Annotated in this window: 15 protein-coding genes; 11 read left to right on the top strand and 4 right to left on the bottom strand. The window is 41.9% G+C overall.

Going from position 1 to position 22,137, the window contains the following annotated elements; genetic code table 11:
- Window positions 1–222 precede the first annotated feature (222 nt).
- The 3 genes from FE392_RS08960 (at window position 223) to FE392_RS08950 (ending at window position 3,464) form a co-directional block, all read left to right on the top strand.
- Window positions 223–1,437 carry an alpha-xenorhabdolysin family binary toxin subunit A gene (locus tag FE392_RS08960; protein WP_319929886.1) on the top strand — a complete coding sequence of 405 codons (1,215 nt, stop codon included), beginning with the start codon at window positions 223–225 and terminating at the stop codon, window positions 1,435–1,437.
- 56 nt (window positions 1,438–1,493) lie between these two features.
- Window positions 1,494–2,546 (top strand): alpha-xenorhabdolysin family binary toxin subunit B, encoded by a 1,053-nt coding sequence (locus FE392_RS08955; RefSeq protein WP_319929885.1) that lies wholly within the window; start codon window positions 1,494–1,496, stop codon window positions 2,544–2,546.
- A gap of 261 nt (window positions 2,547–2,807) precedes the next feature.
- Window positions 2,808–3,464, top strand: coding sequence for a DUF6058 family natural product biosynthesis protein (locus FE392_RS08950; protein ID WP_319929884.1), 657 nt, complete (start codon window positions 2,808–2,810; stop codon window positions 3,462–3,464).
- Window positions 3,465–3,572: 108 nt separating this feature from the next.
- On the opposite strand, the gene FE392_RS08945 is transcribed toward FE392_RS08950, so the two are convergent.
- From FE392_RS08945 to FE392_RS08935, 3 genes are all read right to left on the bottom strand, one after another.
- Entirely contained in the window at window positions 3,573–4,223 is a 651-nt protein-coding gene (locus FE392_RS08945) for a GNAT family N-acetyltransferase (protein ID WP_319929883.1), read from the bottom strand.
- Window positions 4,224–4,283: 60 nt separating this feature from the next.
- Window positions 4,284–6,668: a beta-N-acetylhexosaminidase gene (locus FE392_RS08940; RefSeq protein WP_439153475.1), complete on the bottom strand. Its 2,385-nt coding sequence runs from the start codon at window positions 6,666–6,668 to the stop codon at window positions 4,284–4,286.
- Window positions 6,669–6,964: 296 nt separating this feature from the next.
- Entirely contained in the window at window positions 6,965–7,603 is a 639-nt protein-coding gene (locus FE392_RS08935; RefSeq protein WP_319929882.1) for a TetR/AcrR family transcriptional regulator, read from the bottom strand.
- Window positions 7,604–8,179: 576 nt separating this feature from the next.
- Here FE392_RS08935 and FE392_RS08930 point away from each other — a divergent pair.
- Window positions 8,180–9,346: a porin gene (locus FE392_RS08930; protein ID WP_319929881.1), complete on the top strand. Its 1,167-nt coding sequence runs from the start codon at window positions 8,180–8,182 to the stop codon at window positions 9,344–9,346.
- 111 nt (window positions 9,347–9,457) lie between these two features.
- On the opposite strand, the gene rdgC is transcribed toward FE392_RS08930, so the two are convergent.
- The gene (gene rdgC, locus FE392_RS08925) at window positions 9,458–10,369 is read right to left on the bottom strand and encodes a recombination-associated protein RdgC (protein ID WP_319929880.1); all 912 of its coding nucleotides are present in this window, start codon (window positions 10,367–10,369) and stop codon (window positions 9,458–9,460) included.
- Between the two features lie 240 nt (window positions 10,370–10,609).
- Between rdgC and mak the strand changes: the two genes are divergently transcribed.
- From mak to FE392_RS08890, 7 genes are all read left to right on the top strand, one after another.
- A complete protein-coding gene (gene mak / locus FE392_RS08920; protein ID WP_319929879.1) occupies window positions 10,610–11,518 on the top strand; it encodes a fructokinase in 909 nt (302 codons plus the stop codon).
- 1,047 nt (window positions 11,519–12,565) lie between these two features.
- Window positions 12,566–13,774, top strand: a complete 1,209-nt coding sequence (locus tag FE392_RS08915; RefSeq protein ID WP_319929878.1) for a porin — start codon at window positions 12,566–12,568, stop codon at window positions 13,772–13,774.
- Window positions 13,775–13,867: 93 nt separating this feature from the next.
- Window positions 13,868–15,823 carry a bifunctional 2',3'-cyclic-nucleotide 2'-phosphodiesterase/3'-nucleotidase gene (locus FE392_RS08910; protein WP_319929877.1) on the top strand — a complete coding sequence of 652 codons (1,956 nt, stop codon included), beginning with the start codon at window positions 13,868–13,870 and terminating at the stop codon, window positions 15,821–15,823.
- Window positions 15,824–15,900: 77 nt separating this feature from the next.
- Window positions 15,901–16,692 carry a ribonuclease T2 family protein gene (locus FE392_RS08905; RefSeq protein ID WP_319929876.1) on the top strand — a complete coding sequence of 264 codons (792 nt, stop codon included), beginning with the start codon at window positions 15,901–15,903 and terminating at the stop codon, window positions 16,690–16,692.
- A gap of 11 nt (window positions 16,693–16,703) precedes the next feature.
- Entirely contained in the window at window positions 16,704–18,377 is a 1,674-nt protein-coding gene (locus FE392_RS08900) for a bifunctional metallophosphatase/5'-nucleotidase (protein WP_319929875.1), read from the top strand.
- A 314-nt stretch (window positions 18,378–18,691) separates the two neighbouring features.
- Window positions 18,692–20,326, top strand: coding sequence for an ABC transporter substrate-binding protein (locus FE392_RS08895; RefSeq protein WP_319929874.1), 1,635 nt, complete (start codon window positions 18,692–18,694; stop codon window positions 20,324–20,326).
- Between the two features lie 128 nt (window positions 20,327–20,454).
- A complete protein-coding gene (locus tag FE392_RS08890) occupies window positions 20,455–22,089 on the top strand; it encodes an ABC transporter substrate-binding protein (RefSeq protein ID WP_319929873.1) in 1,635 nt (544 codons plus the stop codon).
- Window positions 22,090–22,137 lie beyond the last annotated feature (48 nt).

Raw genomic sequence — 22,137 nt, 5'->3', positions numbered from 1 at the left:
AAATAAGTAATAAATAAATATAATTTAACTTTTGTCATTATAGATTTTTATTTGAAACTAAATAAATAAAGTTATTTTTATGCAAATAAAAAACATTCATTTTTTATTAAAAATAACGTAATTATTCATATTGATAGCGTATTAAAATTAAAGAGTTCTCAGACGGAAAGATGTGTCGTTATATTAAATAAAAACGAGACATCAACTTGAATGGAGAACAATATGAAATTGGATCAATACTCGTCAGAAAATAAAATACCTGTATCAGAGGTTCCCAGCATCACTTTGAAAATGTTGACCTCACAAATAGAAGGTGTTTCCCGTCCTGGAGGTATATTTACCAAAGAAGACCTCATTAATCTCAAGTTATATGCGAAACGAAGTTTGGAACTGCCGACTACACTGGAAGGGGTAAAGGAATATATTGGTTATAATGATATTGATATTAATGGGTTGAAACCAGAAAACATAACATCATTATTCAAAGATATTCATTCTCATGCTGCTAGTTGGAGTGGGGTAGAAAGTAAAGTTCAACAACAAAGCATTGACTTGGAAGAGGCAGGCAAACAAATAACGTTATCTGGTGGGGAGATAATCAGTGTGATTAACCAGATGCCGATTATTGAACGAGTAAAGAAAAAATTGGAGGATTTAACAGATAAACAGTTGGCTGAAATAACCTATACCAATGACGATAAAGAAGTTTCTGTTGCATTGGGCGATATGCTCGAAAGCATGAAGAACGTCATTACAAAACAGCAGGAAAAGACTCAGAAGGTAAAAACCGCAGTATCTGACTTCAAGCTGGAATTAATTGGTGGGGAATTATCAAACGGCAAGATTGTTCAAGGATTGCAGCCACAGGTCAATGGCAAGAAAAAGTTGATGGATGACAATAACCTTTCTGTCACTATTAAAAACCTGCAAGACAAGATTGACGAGAAAAATAAAGAAATTGAACAACTCAAAAAAGACTATGATAAATATGTTGGCTTAGCATTTTCTGGAATGGCTGGTGGGATTATTGGCTGGGCCATTACCGGAGGAATATTTGGTGATAAAGCGGAAAAGGCACGTAAAAGAAAAAATCAATTAATTGACGAGGTTAAAGGGCTACAAGACCAAGTTAAAAACAAAAGTGCATTACAAACAGCTATCCAAAATCTGTCCTTAAATTTCTTTAACATTCATACTTATATGCTGGATGCGGAAGTTGCATTAAACCACTTGGATTTTATGTGGAGCACGATGTTAACTCAAATTACTACTTCTAAAGAGAGATTCGAAGAAATTAATGATGCATTGAAACTCACTTCCTTTGTGGCAACGTTTAAGCAAGTCATTAGCCCTTGGGAAGAAGTTAAGGGATCTTCCAGCCAATTAATCAAAACCTTTGATGAAGCATTGGCTGAATATAGAAAACTCTATAGCTAATCGCTCTATAGTGAATTTTCGCCTGAAATAATTGATCAAATAAAAAGGATATTTCAATGTCTGACAATATGAACTCTCAAAAAGAAAACATGTACCCTCAAGTCAATATCAAAGCGTTAGAGCTTGCTGTAAAAAATATCTGGTCTTTATCTGCCATGCAAAAAACTGATTTGGGGCCAATCAACGAAAAAACCAAACGCCTTGAACTTAATAGCCGTGAGCTTACTCAATCCATGCATGAATACGTAACTCAATTATCAGTGGAGTTAAAGCAACTGACTAACGGGGAACTTTTTCAGATGGTTCTCCAAATTGATGAAGCGATGCAAGATCCGTCATTGAGTGAGGATGACCGCAATAGCTTGTTACAAGAGCGTGAACAGCTGATCCTGAAATTATCGAAAGATACCGATCGTGTGATTGTGAGTTTCAGTGGGAAATCCGGCCAACTGGCGGAGAAAATGAGCTATGTTCGTAATATTGTACTGGCTGAACGCCTGCACGATTTGATAGAACAAACAAAAGTGCAAGAAACGGAGCTTCAAGCTGATATCAAACAGAAAGGTGAGCAAAGAAATAAATTAAATGCTGATCGAGATAAGATCATTGAGAGCCAAGATGTTATTCGCGCAAACAACATTGCGGATATGTTTAAAGATTTTATCCCCAGCGCCAGCGATATAGATAAATTAGATCTCTCTGATCCTAAAAAAGAGGCCATTAAACAGGCTATCAAACAAGGTATGGAAATAACCAGAAAGATATTGGGCAAAGTTTCTGAGGGATTGAAATATATCGATTTGGCTGATGCCAGAACGAAATTGACTGACCAAATTGCTCAAATAATCAAAGATACGGATTCGTTGAAAACCAAATTGCAGGCAGTGACGCAGCGTTTCTCTGACTTGAATAATGTGATGAAAATAGATTCAGAGCGCGATATTTTACTTTCAGAAGTGAATAAAGTGCATCAGGCATGGAGTCTGTTCTCCGATCAACTGCATAAATTATCGGGCAATAAAATTGAACAGAGTGAATTGGGCAGCCTGATAAACGGCCAAGTCTCCTTTTTGGATGATCTGGTCACTCAATATCTTGATGTGAAATAGTCACATATAAAAATAACCAATTTATATAGGAAAAGGCCGGATCAACACCCGGTCTTTTTGTGTTTTTACTTGAAGGCACAACGTTTGCAGGGGATACATAATGAGTGATATTGCCTGAATGGGTAGCTACAGAATCACAAAATTGCATGAAAGGTTAGAAAATGCCATTCAACAAGAATATATTGCTCTGATGTTAAGGAAGCAGCAGATTGGTGAATCTCTTCTGCTTAACTGTCTATAATCATATCTGAAATAAGAAGCATGATTAACAAAGAGAAATTAGCAATGAATATTATTGATGCATATCTGAATAATAATTTTCTTTTAGAACAAGATTTTTTATCGTGTAACGCATGTTCTCTTGATGAATTGGTTCTATGGCAAAAAAATAAAATATTCCCGTTACCATCGTATACAACGGATAACGTATATTCGGTTAATTCATTTTTTGGCAAGCACAATATAACTGAAAGTCATAGATGGTATGCCAAAGGGTTGTGTGATTGGGTCAATTTGGTGAGGGAATACAGTTACGATCACAATAAATTGAAAAGTTTATTTTTTTACAGATATGAAAATAAGATAAAAGAACTACAGCAGACGGGAATATATGATAATGAGACTGACTATAACCAAGTAATGGAGGATGCATGGAATCATTTTCTGGATGGTACATATGGGGTTTGCACAAAAGATAACTCACCGGAACAAATTGCAGCCAAAGGTGTTGCGGTTCGGGTTATAGATCGAATAACAGAAAAACAACTAAGAAATGCTATCCCTGAATCAGATATGAATACCTTAATAGCTTCAGTCAATCTCCTTGATGCAGTCAGTTCCATGTTTGCCCCTCACGAAAGAGAAATGAGCTCACGCAAAAGATGTATAGAATTGGTGCGTTCTAAATATTTAAGCTGAAGTGTTTTTGTATGTCACCAGAGTATGACTGTTAAATAATCTACAGTCATACTCTGGGCGGCTTTATAAGAAGCTGAACAGAACTTCCCGTTAAGCATAACATTCCGCTCAGGCACTTAACTCGGATTCTCGTTTCATAAGAAATTCGTCATGGAACACGCCATTAACACATAACGCAGCGGTATCAATTGCCCATTCAGTGAATCCATAAGAACGATAAAGCGCACGCGCCGTATGATTGGATGTCAACACGGAAAGTTTTACGATTTTGGCTGAATATGTGGCCTCCAGTGCCGCTTCCATAAGTTTTCTTGATAGCCCCGAACCTCTCATCTCGGGTCGGACATAAACTCCCCAGATAGTCGCTACATGGCTCAGCTTTGGTGAATCGCTGCGACGAACGCCGATAATGCCCTGTAAATTGTTATGAATATCGAATCCGCCAATCATATGGTTTTCCCGTAACAGATCACCAAAAAACTGTGCTGGCTTTTGGTTCCAGTCCTCATAAGATGCACCAAAAGCCTCCGGATGAAGCAGCAAAGCTTCCAATCTTACTCTTCTGAAATCTTCCAGATCGCTTTCATCGATACGGCGAACAGTAAATTTTTCCACTCTCAACCCCTGACTATCACAAATTTCTGAACCATCGGAATAATCGAACATAAGTTCTATAGTACATCTTTTGGGATGACGAAATGGCTGATGTCCGCTGTTGGCATAATGCTGCCTGCCAGATTTGGTATAACCCTGAGCCACTAAAGCGTCAGATCAAATCTAAGCAGGCCGCACTGATGATAGTCACATCAGCCAAAATTACTAATTCAGTTCATCCAGCATTCTTTCTAACGGATACACTGCCCGTATCACCACTTCATCACGCATTTGCGCTCCCTGTGACAGCAATTTTTGTGCATCTTGCCGTTGTTGCGGAGAAAATGTTTTGCCCGATTTTAGATGATCCAACATGACCAAACCCAATTCAGCAATTTCGCCGACATCATTCGCGACAGGTTCAAGATCCTGCATCATATAATTGGCCCTGACTATCTTCATGACGGCCTTGTGGTTATCCCGCCAACGTATCAACCGATCGCGCAACGCCTGCTCTGCCTGCCAATCCTGTTTATTCTTTAAGAATTGAGTGACCGATATATCCATCTCTCTGACAACTTGGCTTTCTGGCCCCAGAGCATCAGCAAAACGGTACAGAGGTTCATATTGATGGTAGTTGCCGGCCTTGAATTTGGCATGGTGACGGGAGTAATAGTGGGCGGGTTCTACCGCTTCTGCCAGGATTTGCAACGGTTCGATATTGGTGCTGTTTGCCAGACGGGTCATCAGCCGCTGGCTGCTGGCGTGTTGTTGCAAACCGACGGATACCGTTGTCCATGTATCCATTGCCTGCAAGCGCTGATACATGCGTTTTTCATTTGTGACATCTTTGGCAGACCAAAGCCGTTCAGCGATGGCAAAGGTACGGGGCCAGAGCTTAATATCCAGCATTTCAGCCGTAACATTTTCCGACCACAACGCCGCTTCAGCACCTAAAATATTTTGCTGTTGGTGGGAAGCCGGTACAACGGGTGGCTTACCTGCGGGAGAGACTGCCAGTTTTTCTCCGGACATTGGATAGCGCACATTCCCCAGTAAAATATAGCCGTCAGCCGTTTTCTGCTTTTGGTTAAGGTTCACAACAGGTGTGGTTTCGCCCATCCAAGTGTCTACCGTAAATTTAACTGTATTGCCGTGCCAGACTATCTTATCGACAGCGCGGCGTGACTTGCCTGTGAAATCAATAAAACCACGCCATTTATCTTGATTATCGTGGATTAAAGTAAAACTTCCGGTCACGGGGCTGCCTTTCAGACGTGGCATGGTAAATGACCAACTTTGTGACGTTTCACCGGCTTTCACGTTATTCTCAACATTAAATTGTTGCGGCAAGACTTCATTGCGGTAGTGATAGGCCGTGCTTTGGGGCTGATCGAGGTAAAACCCGGTAGATAAAATGCCTTGGTAGCCTTTATCCGCGGCCTTGCCCAGAGAATCCTGCCCTTGCCATGATTGAATGACGATGGAATTAGGCAAGGAAGGATGATAAATCTCGTCCCACCCAACCATTTTCCGCCCGTGTTTTTCAAGAATTTTTTCCAACTCCTGATTGAACCAGGCATGCAGGGAATGCGGATCTTTCAAGCCTTTTTCCTGCATGAATTTGCCTATCTTAGAAGAAGCCTGCCATTGCGATGCATCAACTTCGTCACCGCCAATGTGAATATAGGGGTCGGGGAAAATAGCGGCAACTTCACCAATTAAGGTATCAGCGAATTGATGAACTTTCGGTTTGCTGGGATCTAATGTTGGTTTGTGAACCCCCCATTGGCGCTCCATCTTATAATTTTTGCGCTCGCTTATCAGCTCAGGATAGGCAACAGCAATGGCAGAAGCATGGCCGGGTAAATCTATCTCAGGTACGACACGAATGCCTAATTTGCTGGCATAAGCCACAATATCCTGCATTTGGGCTTTAGTGTAAAACAATCCATCGCTGGCGAGTTGTTGCAGTTTAGGATAGTGCTCTGACTCGAAGCGCCAGCCTTGGTCGTCCGTTAAGTGCCAATGGAACACATTCATTTTGGCTGCGGCCATTCCGTCCAATTGGCGTTTTATTGCTTCAACAGGCAGGAAGTGACGAGCTGAATCAAGCATTACGCCGCGCCATGAAAATCGAGGGCTATCGGTAATATTAACCAGCGGCAGGTAAGTTCCTTTCGCATCGTTTTGCAGCAATTGCAGCACGGTTTCCATGCCACGCATTGCACCAAAGCGTGTTGCGGCTTTGAGGGTAACGCCACGGGGTTCAATAACCAATTGATAACTTTCATCACTGCCCGGTTGGGGAATCGGGGAAACTTTTTTTGCAATGCTGATCCTGATAGTTTGCATATCAGAATCAGGTGGAGGCAATATCCAGCCTGTCTGGGCTTCAATGCGGGTTCGCCAATGGGATATCGCATCCTGCATATTATCTCCCGAGACGGTAATATTCACTTTTCTATCCAGATAATAGAGGCGGCCCTGCTGCACTGAGACTTGCTGCGGCCACGGCATCAAAAGCAGATGCTCGGTAGAAATTGCAATTGATGGGAAACTGCAACTTAAGGCAGCCATGAATAATAGGGACGGGAAGGAATATTTCATGTTGTCGTTCTCATTATTATGCATTTCGTCTTTCAAACGGCCTCTTTATTGGCTACGTTCGCTCACTCCGGCCACCGTTTTTATAAACATACGGTTATCTATGTTCTCAGGGATGTTCTCCCTTGCCGCCGCGATGAAATTTGAAATCCATTGCGTATAGAGAAGGCGCTGAAAATTTAATTTCATCAGCGCCAGTTTACCGTTCTACGGTGATTATATGATTTTATAAAATAAGCTAGCCAGAAAATAACGAAGCTTTCTTTATGTTATTACTGCACCATAACTTCTTGTTACTTTTATTTTTCTATAATCCCGTGTTCAAGCAATGCCAGTGCAGCAGTAATACGGGGCGTGATATCTGTTTCTGGCAGCGGGGGAAGAAGACCCAAAGCCATTTGCCGGAGCGGTTCAGCAATAACCATTGATATTAAAAGATTACTTAAAATATGAAAATCCATTTTTTTCAGTAACCCTTGTTTATATTGTTGTTCTAGCCAATTAGCCAGTGTCTTTTGACTGTTTTCAATATTGCTTTTTTGGTATTTTTCCAGCAATGTTGCCCGACAGGGAAAGTCAGACTGTAATAATTTAAATAAACCTACAGCATCAGAGGATAATGTCCGGCCTGCTATTTCAGCCAAATATAATTTCAATGATTTTATAACTTGCCGAAAATTATTGGCTGCTTTTCCCATAACGGGAACAACATTGCCTGTCCAGCGCATGACAACTTGTTCCATCAAGTCTTCCCGGTTTTTGACAAAACGGTAAAGCGTCTTTTTGGCAATGCCGGCTTTTTTGGCGACCACATCCATGGTTGTTTTGCTATACCCTTGATTGATAAGAAGTAAAAGAGTGACCTCGTGAATTTTCTGACGTATTTCTTGCTCTGGAATCGTGGGGCGGCCCCGTGGACGTGAATGATTTTCTGCCATTTTAGCACCTTATGAGTTGTTAAAATTTGTACCGCAGTGGCCTTATTCCATTAAGAAAGAGAAATTACTGATTTAAAGTTAAATGAAATAAATAAATCTCGTTTCACCAAATACAAAATTAAAAGGTTCTTGTCAATGATATCGATAAATTATTATAACTCTATCCATTATTGATAGTGGTAAAAATATAAATGAAAATTAATGTATTGCCTTAAATTATAATTTATCGGGAATTTAATCTATATTTTCAAAAAATATAACCTATTGCTTTAAATATATAACTTACCGTTTTAAATAAGCTATTGTGATATTTAATACTATTTGATTATTAGATTTATATCTAGTGTGTGACCTCCTTCACAGGATGGCACTTTTAGCCAATGTTTTGTCAATTTTTGTTAGCAAAAGGTCTGTTTAAAACTTAGTATCCTCATTGCTTGTTACAAATTTAACATTTTGGTAACGGGTTCATGTAAAAAATCACTCCGCTCACCTGATTATTTATCTCAGAAATTTTTTGGGATTTGCGTCTTTTGGCGGTGGCGAAAAATAACAAAACTCATGAGGATCATGATAATGATAAAGCACAACGCAATAGCAATGGCACTTCCGGTACTTTTAATTACTGGGGCAGCAAATGCTGCTGAAGTTTATAATAAAGATGGTAATAAAATTGATTTATATGGAAAAGCAGAAGCTCAAAGAACGTTTTCTAAATCTAAGTCAGATGCAGGTGATGGTTCTGTTGCTCGTATAGGGATTAAAGGTTCGACCCAAGTTACGGACAAACTGACCGGTTATGGTCGCTGGGAGTTCAACATGGGGGCAAATGGAATTGAGGTAGAAAGCGGTCAAAATACCCGAACTCGCTATGCTTTCGCCGGTTTTAAATTCGGTAACTATGGTTCACTGGATTATGGCCGTAATATGGGTGTGGTTTATGATGGCAACTCATTTACAGATGCATTGCCATTATTTGGCGGCGATTCCATGGCGGCAACCGACAACTTCATGATGGGGCGTTCGACAGGGTTGTTGACATACCGCAATACTGACTTTTTTGGTTTGGTGAATGGCCTTAATTTTGCCTTGCAGTACCAAGCAAAAAATGACAGCGGAACCAGAAATGGTCGTGATGATGTTGCCAGACAGAACGGAGATGGTTTCGCCCTTTCCAGTACCTATGATTTAGGCAACGGTTTCAATGTCGGCGCGTCATACGGTAACTCGAACCGCACCACAGCACAGAAATTTGGTATAAAAAGTACTGCTACAACGACAGGTGTTGGCGTACTTGCCAAAGGGAATAAAGCGGAAGCATGGCTTGTGACTGCCAAGTATGACAAAAATAACGTTTATCTGGCGGCCATGTATGGTGAAGCTCATAACTTAACCCGATTTGGTAAGTCTATAAACAATCACGCCATGTTTGCCAACAAAACGCAAAACATTGAGTTAACCGCTCAATATCAGTTTGATTTTGGCCTGCGTCCATCCATTGGTTTTGTTTACTCCAAAGGTAAAGATCTGGGCAAAGACTTGGCTGATAAGAGCATGCTGACTGCCAAGAGTTCTGAAGATTTAGTGAAGTATGTTTCAGTGGGCGCCTTCTATGATTTCAATAAAAATATGGGCTCTTATGCTGAATATCAATTCAACTTGCTGAAAGATAATGATTTCACCAAAAAAACAAAGCTGGGTGTTGATGACGTATTCGGGGTTGGTTTAATTTACCGCTTCTAATTGAGATAGCGATGCTACTATCAGGCAACTGAAAAACAGTAAGTGTTATTTCTTTGAACTGCGAACTGCCTCAATGTATATCACCATTGCAGGCAGTTCCGTTCAGTTTTATCACTTTTCTGCTTCGCCGCCCAGCGCTTCAATGGTGTTTTTGATTAATGCACTTAATTCACCGGTCATTAAGGTGAAATCGGCATCGAATCGTTGAGCTAAATCTTCACGATCAATATCATCGTTTTGCTCACGCAGAGTTTCACTGAATTTAATGCGCTTGAAAGAGCCATCATCTGACAGCATAAACTGGATACGCTCTTCCCAATCCAGCGCCAGTTTGGTGACATACTTGCCTGATTCAATATGTGTCGCAATTTCGTCTGATACCAGTTCCTGTTTTTTGCAGCGGATAACACCGCCGCCTTCCAGAATGGCTTTCAGTTCAGCTTCATCCATCAGATCATAACCCGCAGGCAAATTACCGGAGCGTACCCACTCGGTTAAAGTCAGCTCAATGGGATCGGTGAATGCCACAGGAACGACGGGTAATGATCCCAATGTTTTCCTCAGCAGGGCCAAATTATCTTCAGCACGTTTTGCACTGGCGGCATCAACAACGATCAGGCTATTGACGGTATCGATCCAGATATAAGTTTGACTGAAACGGCTGAATGCCCTTGGCAACAGAGTGTGTATCACTTCATCTTTCAGTGAATCTTTTTCTGTTTTTTTCAGCTTGCGGTGCTGTTCACCTTCCAGGCGGGCTATTTTGGCCTGTAATTCTTGTTTGATTACAGGAGAAGGCAGCATTTTTTCTTCTTTGCGCGCGCAGATCAGGATTTGGTTGCCTGAAGCATGGGTCAGCGCTTCGCTGTGGGAACCCATCGGAGAAACCCAGCCAGTTTTCATCATATCTTGACTGCCACACGGGGTGAATGCCAATGGGCTTAATTGTTTTTCCAGTTCATCCGCAGAAAGAGATATTTCTCGGTTTAAACGGTAAATCATTAAATTTTTGAACCATAACATGCAGTTACCCTATATTGTTGCGCATGGTGACAAAGGTCATTTTAAAACATAAGGATGCATGATAACGAATGATGTGACGAAGCCCTAGAACTTAATCAATTTCATATATCCCTTAATCCCTTAAGTTACCTTGCCGCCGCGATGCAACTTGAAATCCATTGGGTATAATAACTTTGCCATTTTCATAAAATAAAAAATTATCCTCCTGACTGTAAAAAGCCAAAATAGAAAAGGTAAGTTATGCGTATAGGTGTTGATCTCGGCGGAACTAAAATTGAAGTGATCGCATTGGGCGATCAGGGTGAAGAATTATTTCGTAAACGGGTAGATACTCCCCGTAATGACTATCAGCAGACATTGGCGGCCATAGTTGGGCTGGTTTCCGATGCAGAGCTGGCAACAGGGCAGCGGGGTACGGTGGGAATTGGTATACCTGGCGCTATTTCACCTTTTAATGGAAAAGTGAAAAATGCGAATTCGGTTTGGATGAATGGGCAAATATTGGATAAAGATATTGCGGCATTATTGGGCCGCGAAGTCCGGATCGCCAATGACGCCAATTGCTTGGCTGTATCGGAAGCCACAGATGGTGCCGGTGCCGGGCGCCCAATGGTATTTGCCGTTATCATTGGAACCGGCTGTGGTTCCGGGATTGCTTTTAATGGCAAGGTTCATTCCGGAGGAAACGGATTGGCTGGGGAATTTGGGCATAACCCGCTGCCGTGGATGGATGAAGAGGACAGGCAATATCAGGCAGAAGTTCCCTGCTATTGCGGTAAACCGGGATGCGCGGAAATCTTTGTCTCCGGAACCGGCTTCATGACAGATTACTTCCGTTTAAGCGGGGAGCGTAAAAAAGGTCATGAAATCGTGGAAGCCCTGAATCAAGGAGAGGAATTCGCAGAATTAGCTATGCGCCGCTATGAAAGACGTTTGGCACGGGCTTTGGCACAGGTGATTAATCTGCTCGATCCGGATGTCATTGTTCTGGGTGGCGGCATGAGTAATGTTGATCGTCTTTACCAAACCTTGCCGGATTTAGTTAAGGAATGGGTTTTTGGCGGTGAGTGCGCCACACCTATCAGAAAAGCAGTGCATGGTGATTCCAGCGGCGTGCGTGGTGCTGCGTGGCTGTGGCCTCAGCAGTAAACGGGGTTAATTCTTATCCGATAAATTTCAAGTTGTGTGCAATAGATACCCAATGAATTTCAAGACGCAGCTCATAAAGCTGCTACTTGGGAAAACGGCAGGTGTAGAATCATTGACGCGGTGCTGGGTTAAATCATCTGTAAGGCCACAACTTGAAATATGAATAATCATGATAAAAACTGGCTTCTTTAACCCATTATTGTTGCAGATAATTTGGGCAATTGTTTCTTTTCTCTTTCTTTTTTCTCTATCTGGCACTGAACTTAGCATTTATTAATTATTGACTTAAGCTAAATTTACAATCTTATCATTTAACTTCACTTTCATGTTACGCGTAATAGTAGGAACAATAAAGTAACTCATTCGTGATATTTATATTGAACTTATTTTTCTTACTCAAAAATAATATTTATTTATTAACGATTGAAATGCCGCAGTTAACTTTAAATTTATTTATTCTTCAGGTTTAAAAAAGAGATTTGATTAAATAAATAAAAAAGTTAAATGGAATAAATATTCTCAATGAATGTATTTTTAATAGTGCAATAAATAATAGATATTGAGTTTTTCGGTAAATGTGTCTATAGCCTAAAAAGCATCCTAAGCGGATTTTTGTGATGATTATCACGTAGTATTGTAATGATTCATCTATATATTTCTGTTAATGTGCATTTCTTCACGAAAAATAAAGTTTTTTTAGGTTATTATTAGTGAATGCAATGAACTAAATGCAGGAAGACAGAGGAATTTAGCTTAATTCTTCCGGCATCCCCTTGGCCTAAAAATAAAACAGAATATTGTCACACTTCATTTTGATTTTTACACCTTATTGGTGTTGATAACACTCTCAACGGGAAGCGGTAATAGAAAAAAGATAATTTTAACTAGCATTCAAAATTTGTCATTTTTGTGAACGATTTTCTTTTGGCAAAAATCGTGATGGGTATTTATTGCCCTCAATATATTGCAGTTAATTCTGTGATAGGACGTTTTTTTGCCTGAAAGAAAATCAAATTATTAAATTTAATATTTGATGGTGTATTTATTATGGTGAAAAATATGAAGCCGTTGGCTGTTTTAATTGGATTATTGGTTATGTCCGGCACTGCGAATGCAGTCACCGTGTACAACGATAATGGCGGCAAGGTGGATCTGACGGGGCAATTTCGTATGAAAACAACCGTTACCAGTGAAGATAAGGATATCCGAATCAAAGATGATGGCAGCCGTATAGGTGTTGGTGCCAGCTATAAATTGACTCCGGACGTTAAAGTTTTCGGCAAAATGGAGTGGGGATCTGATACACAAAAATCCAACAGCGAAAATGACAGAACGAGCTTTGAAATGTATAACCGTGTCGGTTATATCGGCGCCTCTTATGATGGCATTGGTGAAATGCGGGTAGGCCGCACTTATATTCCCATCGATTGGGTGAAAAAATCGAGCTACGGCTATGGCAACACCGGCGTTTTTTATTTCGGTGATGTACTGAACCGCTCGACCGGTTATGACGGCAAAGGGGTGGGCAAAAATAACTTTCTGACCCGCTTGCCACAAACCATTTTCGTACAAACCAATAGTTATAACGGTTTCCACCTTGCTGCTACTTACAGCGGCAAATCCGGTGATGATAAAGAACGCATCCACGGTGACATCCGTCACGCATACTCAATCGTTGGTTTCTATAAATCTGATTTTGGCTTATCTGCCAGTGCCGGTTATTCGCAGGCTACCGGAGAACGCAGAAAACAGCTCAAAGCAGACACTGCACAAGAAGACAGCAAAGAAAAAATCGGCCGGGATGCAGGGCTGAATTCACCACAGGATAGCCTGTTGGCATTTGGGGTGGAATATTACTTCCCGGGCCGTGAATTCTCCATTGGTTTGGACTACGGCATGGCTCGCTCCAATAATTCGAGTTCAGTGTACAAAGAAGAAAGTGGGGAAAAGCTGCAAAGCAAATCTGTCAAAGGTGACTGGAAAGCCAATCTATACGGTTTAGGTATGAAATGGCATTGGGATCAGAAGGGAAGTGGCATGTACGCGGGATATTACCTGCGTGATGGCGATGCCAATACATTTAACTATAAAAAACAAACTTATACGGTTGGTTTAGATAAACGTTTTGCAGTTTCCAAGTACAATACACTGCTCCTGTTTGTTGAAACGGCATATGATGATGCCCGTAGTGACAATCCAGCGTACAAAGACAAAAAACAGTCCATTCTGGGAACAGGGGCTCGTTTGACTTTTTAAGCAAAATTCTAGATACCCAATGGATTTCAAGGTGCCGCCAATAAGGCGGTCACTTGAGAAACGAAAAGTATAAGGGGCATAAAAGGGGATAGCATGATGAAGAATGTATTGAAAGTATCGACATTGGCAATGTTGGTGGCATTCAATGTGAATGCGGCAACAGTTGATTTGCGGGTAATGGAAACCTCAGATATTCACAGCAACCTGATCGATTTCGATTACTTTAAAGATAAATCCACTGAACAGTTTGGTTTGGTTCGTACTGCTAACTTGATTAAGGCAGCGAAGGGTGAAGCAACCAACGCAATTTTGGTGGATAACGGTGACCTGATCCAAGGCAGCCCGCTGGCGGATTATATGGCAGCGAAAGGGCTGAAAGAAGGGGATGTTCACCCAGCCCACCAACTGATGAATACGATGGGTTACACGGTAGGTAACTTTGGCAACCATGAATTCAACTTTGGGCTGGAATACCTGAAAAAGGCCATTGCAGGGGCTAAATTCCCTTATATCAATGCCAATATCATGGATGCCAAAACCGGCAAAAACTACTTCACACCTTATATCATCGTTGATACCCCAGTAAAAGATCGGGATGGAAAAGAGCACACCATCAAGATTGGCTATATCGGTTTTGTTCCGCCACAAATCAGTATTTGGGACAAAGCGAATCTGGATGGCAAAGTGGTTGTTAATGACATTACCGAAACCGCTAAAAAATTCGTTCCCCAGATGAAAAAAGAGGGTGCAGACCTGATTATTGCCATTCCGCACTCTGGTTTTTCCCAAGAGCCTTACAAGGCGATGGCAGAAAACTCAGTTTACTACCTGAGCGAAGTGCCCGGCATTAATGCCATCATGTTCGGCCATGCACATGGGGTATTCCCAAGCAAAGAGTATGCTGATGTAAAAGGTGTTGATGTTGCCAATGGTACAGTCAATGGCATTCCTGCTGTGATGCCGGGGCAATGGGGCGATCATCTGGGCGTGGTTGATATGGTTATCAACAACGACAGCGGTACATGGAAAGTCGAATCAGCTAAAGCAGAAGCCCGTCCTATTTACGATAAAGCTCACAAAAAGGCCTTGGTTGAGCGTGACAGTAAACTGGCAACGATTATCGACAAAGATCATCAGGGAACCCGTGATTTCGTCGGCAAATTTATCGGTAAAGCCTCTGCCAACATGTACAGCTATCTGGCGTTGATCCAAAGTGATCCAACGGTTCAAATTGTCAACGATGCGCAGGTTGATTACACCAAACGCTTTGTTCAGGGTGATCCGAATCTGGAAGGAATTCCTGTTCTGGCTGCGGCAGCACCTTTCAAGGCGGGCGGGCGCAAAAACGCACCGGCTGATTTTGTGGAAGTTGAAAAAGGTGATCTGACTTTCCGCAACGCTGCGGATCTGTATCTTTACCCGAATACGTTGGTGGTCGTGAAAGCAACAGGGGCTGATGTTGTTGAATGGCTGGAATGTTCTGCGGGCATGTTTAACCAGATCGACCCTAATTCCACTAAGCCACAGGAACTGCTGAACTGGGATGGTTTCCGCACCTATAATTTCGACACTATCAGCGGGGTTGACTATAAGATAGATCTCACCCAGCCGGCAAAATATGACACCGATTGCCAGCTTGTCCATAAAGATGCCAACCGCATCAAGAACGTGACCTATCAGGGCAAACCAATTGATCCGAAAGCCACTTTCTTGATTGCCACCAATAATTACCGTGGTTACGGCGGGAAATTCGCAGGAACCGGCGAAGATCACATCGCATTCGCTTCACCGGATGAAAACCGCACCATTCTGGCTTCTTATATTTCCAGAGTGACTAAAAAGAAAGGCGTTGTATCAACTCAGGCTGCAAACAATTGGTCATTCCTGCCAATCAAGACGGATAAAAAACTGGATATTCGTTTCGAAACTTCACCATCAGAAAAAGCGGCGAAATTTATCAAAGAACACGCCCAATATCCGGTGAAATACCTGAAAAATGATGATATCGGTTTTGCTATCTACCAGTTAGACCTGACAGAGAAAAAATAAACCTGAATCCTTTGTATTAATTTAATGCCTGCTCTTATGGGGCAGGCAACTGACTGAACTGAAAACGGATTTATTTTATGCATTTCTTAAAACCTGGGCATTTTCTAAAATTATTGCCATTTGTTCTGGCATCCATGACTGTAGGGTGTGCTTCTCCTCCAGAAACCAACGTCACTTCGCGGGAACACGTCAAGTTGGAGCAGGGCGGTTCTTGTAGTGTGCCGGAGCATCCGACAATCAATTACGATTACGATGCCAAAACGGATCACTTCGGCCAGAATGACAAGGCATCGACCGATTACTTTAAGCTGGCCATTAACTACTCACCTGCATTTTGTGCCCACAAAAAGAAAGAAATAAAACGCCTTGAGGACGAAGGGCATAAGGAACAAGCCCAACGCGAACACGACAAACTCGCACTGCAATGTTTCTCCGACAATAAATTTAGCTGGATTTTGCATGGGCTTTGGGCGGAAACCTGTGATGGAAAATCCATGCAAGAGTGCCGCGACTGGTCAGAAATTCGTAAACACCCCCGTTTGTGCAAAGGCGATTTGCCAGCGCTAGATTACCGGATCATCAAACCTTATCTGTGTAGCTCTCCCGGCATCGATTTACTGCAAGCGGAGTGGGAAAAACACGGCGCCTGCGCTTTCGATACAGCCGAAAACTTTTTCAGCAAACAGCAGGAACTCTTCAGCCGTTTGGTTCTGCCGGAAGACAGGCTATCGAATAAAAAGCTGATCCAATTCCTCAAACAGCATAATCCTGCATTAAAAGACAAATATATTCAGATTAACCGTAACGAATTCTATATCTGCTATAGCAAGAATTTTGAAGTCATTGATTGTCCGAAACCCGAGCATTGAGAGATAACAAAATGAATTATAAAAATAACCTACTGAGTAAATATAAATTACTTCCGATTGCGATCGGCGCAGCAATATTGGCAGGATGTGCCACCAAACCTGCATCTGATTCTACTTCTGCATTTGATCCGGCAAATGTCGTGGATGTCCGTGTGCTGGGATTGAATGATTTTCATGGCGCTTTGAAAGCCCCCGGCCCCAATCAGCCGGGCGGCATTGAATACATGTCGACGATGATTAAGGAGTTGAAACAAGAAAATCCAAATAACATCGTTGTGGCCGCAGGGGATCTCATCGGCGCCAGCCCGCTGCTTTCTTCCATGTTCCATGATGAGCCAAGTATTGAAGCATTGTCTCTTGCCGGGCTGGATGCAACATCTGTCGGTAACCATGAGTTTGATAAAGGCAAGGAAGAGTTGCTGCGCAAGCAAAATGGGGGTTGCCATCCGATAACCGGTTGTCAGGGGCCAAAACCGTTCAAGGGGGCGGCTTTCCAATATTTGTCCGCCAATGTCACCGTTAATGAAACGGGTAAAACACTTTTCCCTGAATATGTCATTAAAAAGTTTGATGGGATCCCGGTTGCTTTTATCGGATTGACGTTGGAAGGCACACCTGCCATCGTCACGCCACAAGGCACTGCCGGGCTGACTTTCTCCAACGAGGTTAAAACCATCAATGCGCTGGTGCCGGAATTGCAGAAAAAAGGCGTGAGAGCGATAGGCGTTTTGATCCACGAAGGTGCGGCGCAGAAACGTGATGGCGGAAAAATCGACGTCAACGCCTGTAATGATGTGACGGGTAAGATATTGGACATCGTCAATCATCTTGATAAAGAAGTGGATTTTGTTATTAGCGGGCATACTCATCAGGCTTATAACTGCGTGATTAATGGCAAATCCGTGACTTCTGCCCAGTCCAATGGCGTGTTGCTGACTCAATTGGATCTCAAACTGGATAAAACGACAAAAGATGTGGTGGGCTTCAAAGCCAAAAATATCTGGGTTGATAACCGTAAATATGCCAAAGATCCCAAAATCACAGAATTGCTCTCATCCTATGAAAAAATAGCGACTCCGCTGGCAAACCGTGTGATCGGCAAACTGGAAAGCAATCTGACCAAAGAAACCAATGCAGGAGGAGAATCCGCATTGGGTAAAGTGATCGCAGATGCCCATTTATATGCAACAACGGCTAAAGCAGATGGCGGAGCCCAGATAGCGTTTGTTAACAGCGGAGGGATCCGTGCGCCGATGGATGCAGGGAATGTCACCTATAACGCGATTTACACGGTTCAACCTTTTTCCAACATGATGGTTACCAAGACATTGACCGGGGAACAGATCAAGCGGCTGCTGGAGCAGCAATGGGATCGTAGTCGTCCGCAAGTCTTGCAGGTGTCGCACAGCTTCCAATATTCATGGGGCAGCACCAAACCTGCGGGCCAGCGCGTTGTTGCCGGCTCAATGAAAATCAACGGAAAGCCTGTCGACATGAACGCGAAATACCGCGTGGCGGCGAATGAATATCTGGCAACGGGCGGCAGTAATTTCTCGGTATTTAAAGAGGGAACAGATCCGGTATATAGCGTGCCGGATGTGGATGCAGTGGTGAAATACTTCAAGGAAAAATCGCCGATTCGTTACCCGAAGCAAGACAGAATTATTGATCTCGGATCTAAATAATGTGACCTTGGTAAAAGATAACGTAGTCTACGGTAGCTAAATCAAATAGATCAAAGATACTGTAGCAGGCGTTTTACCTCGATTTTCTGAATATAGAGAAAAGAAATAAGTGCAACGCTAACCTGATGCGTTGCACTTATTATTTAATAGTTCCATGAATTATTAAATAATTAAATTGTTTCAATTGTTAGATGGATTCAATTTAATAAAAGATATTACGCGTATTAGTAGTGTTTTCATTCGTGACGATTATATGGTGATAGTGAGATATGTAATTATTGTTTAATAAAAAAACAGTTATGGAGATAACTTACATGAAAAAAATGTTGGTCAGGATAATAAAAAATAAAACTACCAAAATATTAACCTGTTCTATCAGTCTGATACTGGGAAGTATAACATCATCTTATGCCGCAGTAGTTCCACCCAATGTTCAATTAGCTGATAAGCAAGAAATCACCCGCAATAACTTTGCCGAACCCGGCTCTTTAGATCCCCAGAAATCTGATGGCAGCTCTGAATTTGATATTTTGCAGGATTTTTTTGAGCGCTTGGTGGATACCGATAAAGACGAGAATATTATCCCGGCATTAGCCGAGAGTTGGGAAAATAAAGAAGGTAAAACATGGATCTTCCATTTAAGAAAAGAGGCCAAATGGTCTGACGGCACACCTGTTACAGCGCATGATGTGGTCTTTTCTTTCCGGCGGTTGGTCACACCAGACACTATTTCTCCTTATGGCAGTTATTTGAGCCAAGCCAAGATTATTAATGCAAATGAAGTTCTGTCAGGCAAGAAAAAACCGGAAGAGCTGGGCGTAAAAGCACTGGATGACGCAACGGTAGAAATTACTCTGGAAAGGCCTAAAGCGGGTTTTCTGCAAATGATGGCACATGCAGCCATGTCTCCGGTCAATGAGCGAGTAATCAAAAAATACGGAACTAAATGGACACAGCCCCAGTATTTTGTCAGTAATGGCCCCTTCAAACTTTCTGAGTGGGTGGTGAATGAAAAAATTGTCGGTGTCAGAAACCCTTATTATTGGGATGATAAAAACACCGTTATTAATAAAGTTACTTATTTGCCCTTGTCGGATTATAAAGCGGATTTTAACCGTTATCTGACCGGAGAGATGGATATCTCCAATGGCGGGCCACCAGAGTTTTTGCCGCTGATTAAAGAGAAATATGGCGATCAGCTCCATGTCAGACCTGTATCCAGCGTTTATTATTATTTGTTCAATTTTGAAAAGCCGCCGTTTGATGATGTGCGGGTCAGGCAAGCGCTGGCATTAGCCGTAGACCGGAACATTATTACTGACAAGGTATTGGGAAATGGCCAACAGCCGGCTTATGATGTAGTGTCGCCCGGCATTGGTGGGATTTATTTAAAACATCCTGAATATGCGTCTTGGACACAAGAGCAACGTAATGCAAAAGCGAAAGAGTTACTGAATGAAGCTGGGTTTAATGAAAAAAATCCACTTAAGCTTACCCTGTTGTATAACACAGCAGATACCCATAAAAAGATTGCCATTGCTGCCAGTTCGATATGGCGAAAAAATTTGGGTGTAGACGTAACGTTACAAAATCAAGAAACTAAAACACAGACTGACAGTACGGCTCAAGGTAATTATGAGCTAACGAGATATGGATGGAATGCGGATTATAATAATGCGACCAGCTTTTTTGATATTTTTACGTCAGGAAATACCAATAACCATATGAGATATCAAAATAAGGAATTTGATAAGTGGGCGTTAAAAGCAGATGAAACTAACGACCCGGCTGATTATCAACGGGCCATTGATATTCTCAATCAAGATATGCCTGCCATTCCGGTTTATTACTATGTTCGACCCAAATTAATTAAACCCTACGTGAAAGGTGCGAATATTGATTCGCGGGGAACTATCCGAACAAAAGATATTTACGTTATAAAACATTAATTCAATCAATAATAAGAGCCAGTTACATTAGGCTCTTATTACTTAATAAATTTAATTGAACTAGCAAATTTAATCAATATGGTCGCGTAATGTAATAATAAAAATAGTAAATAATGGAGATTTAAAGCATGAATAAAATTATGGCGGGTTTGCTTAAAAACAAACTCACCCAAATTCTCACCTGTTCGTTGGGAATATTATTAATCAATATTGCACCCTCTTATGCGGCAGTCGTTCCGCCGGGCACTCAATTGGCTGAGAAACAGGAGCTTGTGCGTAACAACGGGACTTTTCCGGCTTCTTTGGATGTCCATAAAGTCGAAAGTAACGTTGAGCTGAATATTATCCATGATTTTTTTGATGGCCTGGTTTACACCGATAATAAAGGCAAGATTGTTCCTCGTTTGGCGGAACGCTGGGAAACCAATGATAACCAAACATGGATTTTTCATATAAGAAAAGGCGCGAAATGGTCTGATGGCACACCGATTACGGCTCAGGATGTGGTATTCAGTTGGCGACGCTTGCTTGATCCAGAAATGGGTTCGCCTTATGGCAGTTACCTTGGTACAGCCCATGTCGTCAACGCAAGCGAAATCATGGCAGGCAAGAAGAAAGCGGAAGAGCTGGGTGTCAAGGCGCTGAATGATTCTACTTTAGAGGTCAAACTCGATAAGCCTGTCGCCTATTTCTTGCAGATGCTGACCCACCCGACGTTAGTACCAATCAGTGAAAAGGTTGTACAGAAATACGGCGATAAATGGACGCATCCAAATACGTTTGTCGGCAGCGGTGCATTCAAATTGTCCGAATGGCGAGTGAATGAATACGTGATAGGCGTCAGAAATACGCACTATTGGGATAATGCCAATACCGTACTTAATAAAGTCACTTATCTTTCTATCGTCTCGGAAAAATCAGATTTAAACCGTTACCTCGCAGGGGAAATAGATATTACTTTTACCATTCCTCTGGATTCCTTTGCATCATTGAAGAAATCGTTGGGCAGTCAGGTTCATATCGATTCGATGCTAAGTACCTATTATTACGCCTTCAATACCCAAAAACCGCCATTTAATGATGTCAGAGTCAGAAAGGCATTGAGCCTTGCCATCGACAGAGACGTGATTGCCAATAAAGTATTTGGCATGGGGCAATTGCCTGCTTACGATGTTCTTCCTCCCAATATCGGCGGGATAACATTAACCCCGCCAGAATTTGCATCATGGACACAGGCACAGCGAATACAAAAAGCCAAAGAACTGCTGAATGAAGCAGGATTTAACGAGAAAAATCCTCTTAAGTTTGACTTGCTTTACAATACGAAGGAGTCGCATAAAAAACTGGCGATTGCGGTCACTTCCATGTGGAAACAAAACCTCGGTGTTCAGGCTAACTTGCAGAACCAAGAGTGGAAAGTACTGCTGGATAATATGCATCAGGGCAAATTTGATGTAGTCAGGTACGCTTGGACGGCAGACTACAACAGTCCGATGTCTTTTCTGGATACTTTCCTGACCGGCAGCAGCCAGAACATGCCGCAATATGCCAATCGTGATTTTGACCAGATGGTAATTAAAGCGGGCGAAACCAATGACCCGGCTTATTACCAAAAAGCGATGGATATTTTCAATAATGATATGCCGGTAATTCCTGCTTATTATTATGTTATTAATCGCATGGTTAAGCCGTATGTCGGTGGGTTTTATGCAAGCCCAATGGATTATATATCCTCAAAAGATATCTATATTATTAAGCACTAAAAAACAGAGCCTGTTTTATCAGGCTCTGATGATTTGATGGATTATGCA

This window comes from Xenorhabdus santafensis, from assembly GCF_033949405.1.
In the GTDB taxonomy this organism is placed as follows: Bacteria; Pseudomonadota; Gammaproteobacteria; order Enterobacterales; family Enterobacteriaceae; genus Xenorhabdus; species Xenorhabdus santafensis.
The sequence above is the reverse complement of the archived record's forward strand: the minus strand, read 5'-3'. Positions and strand labels throughout refer to the sequence as shown.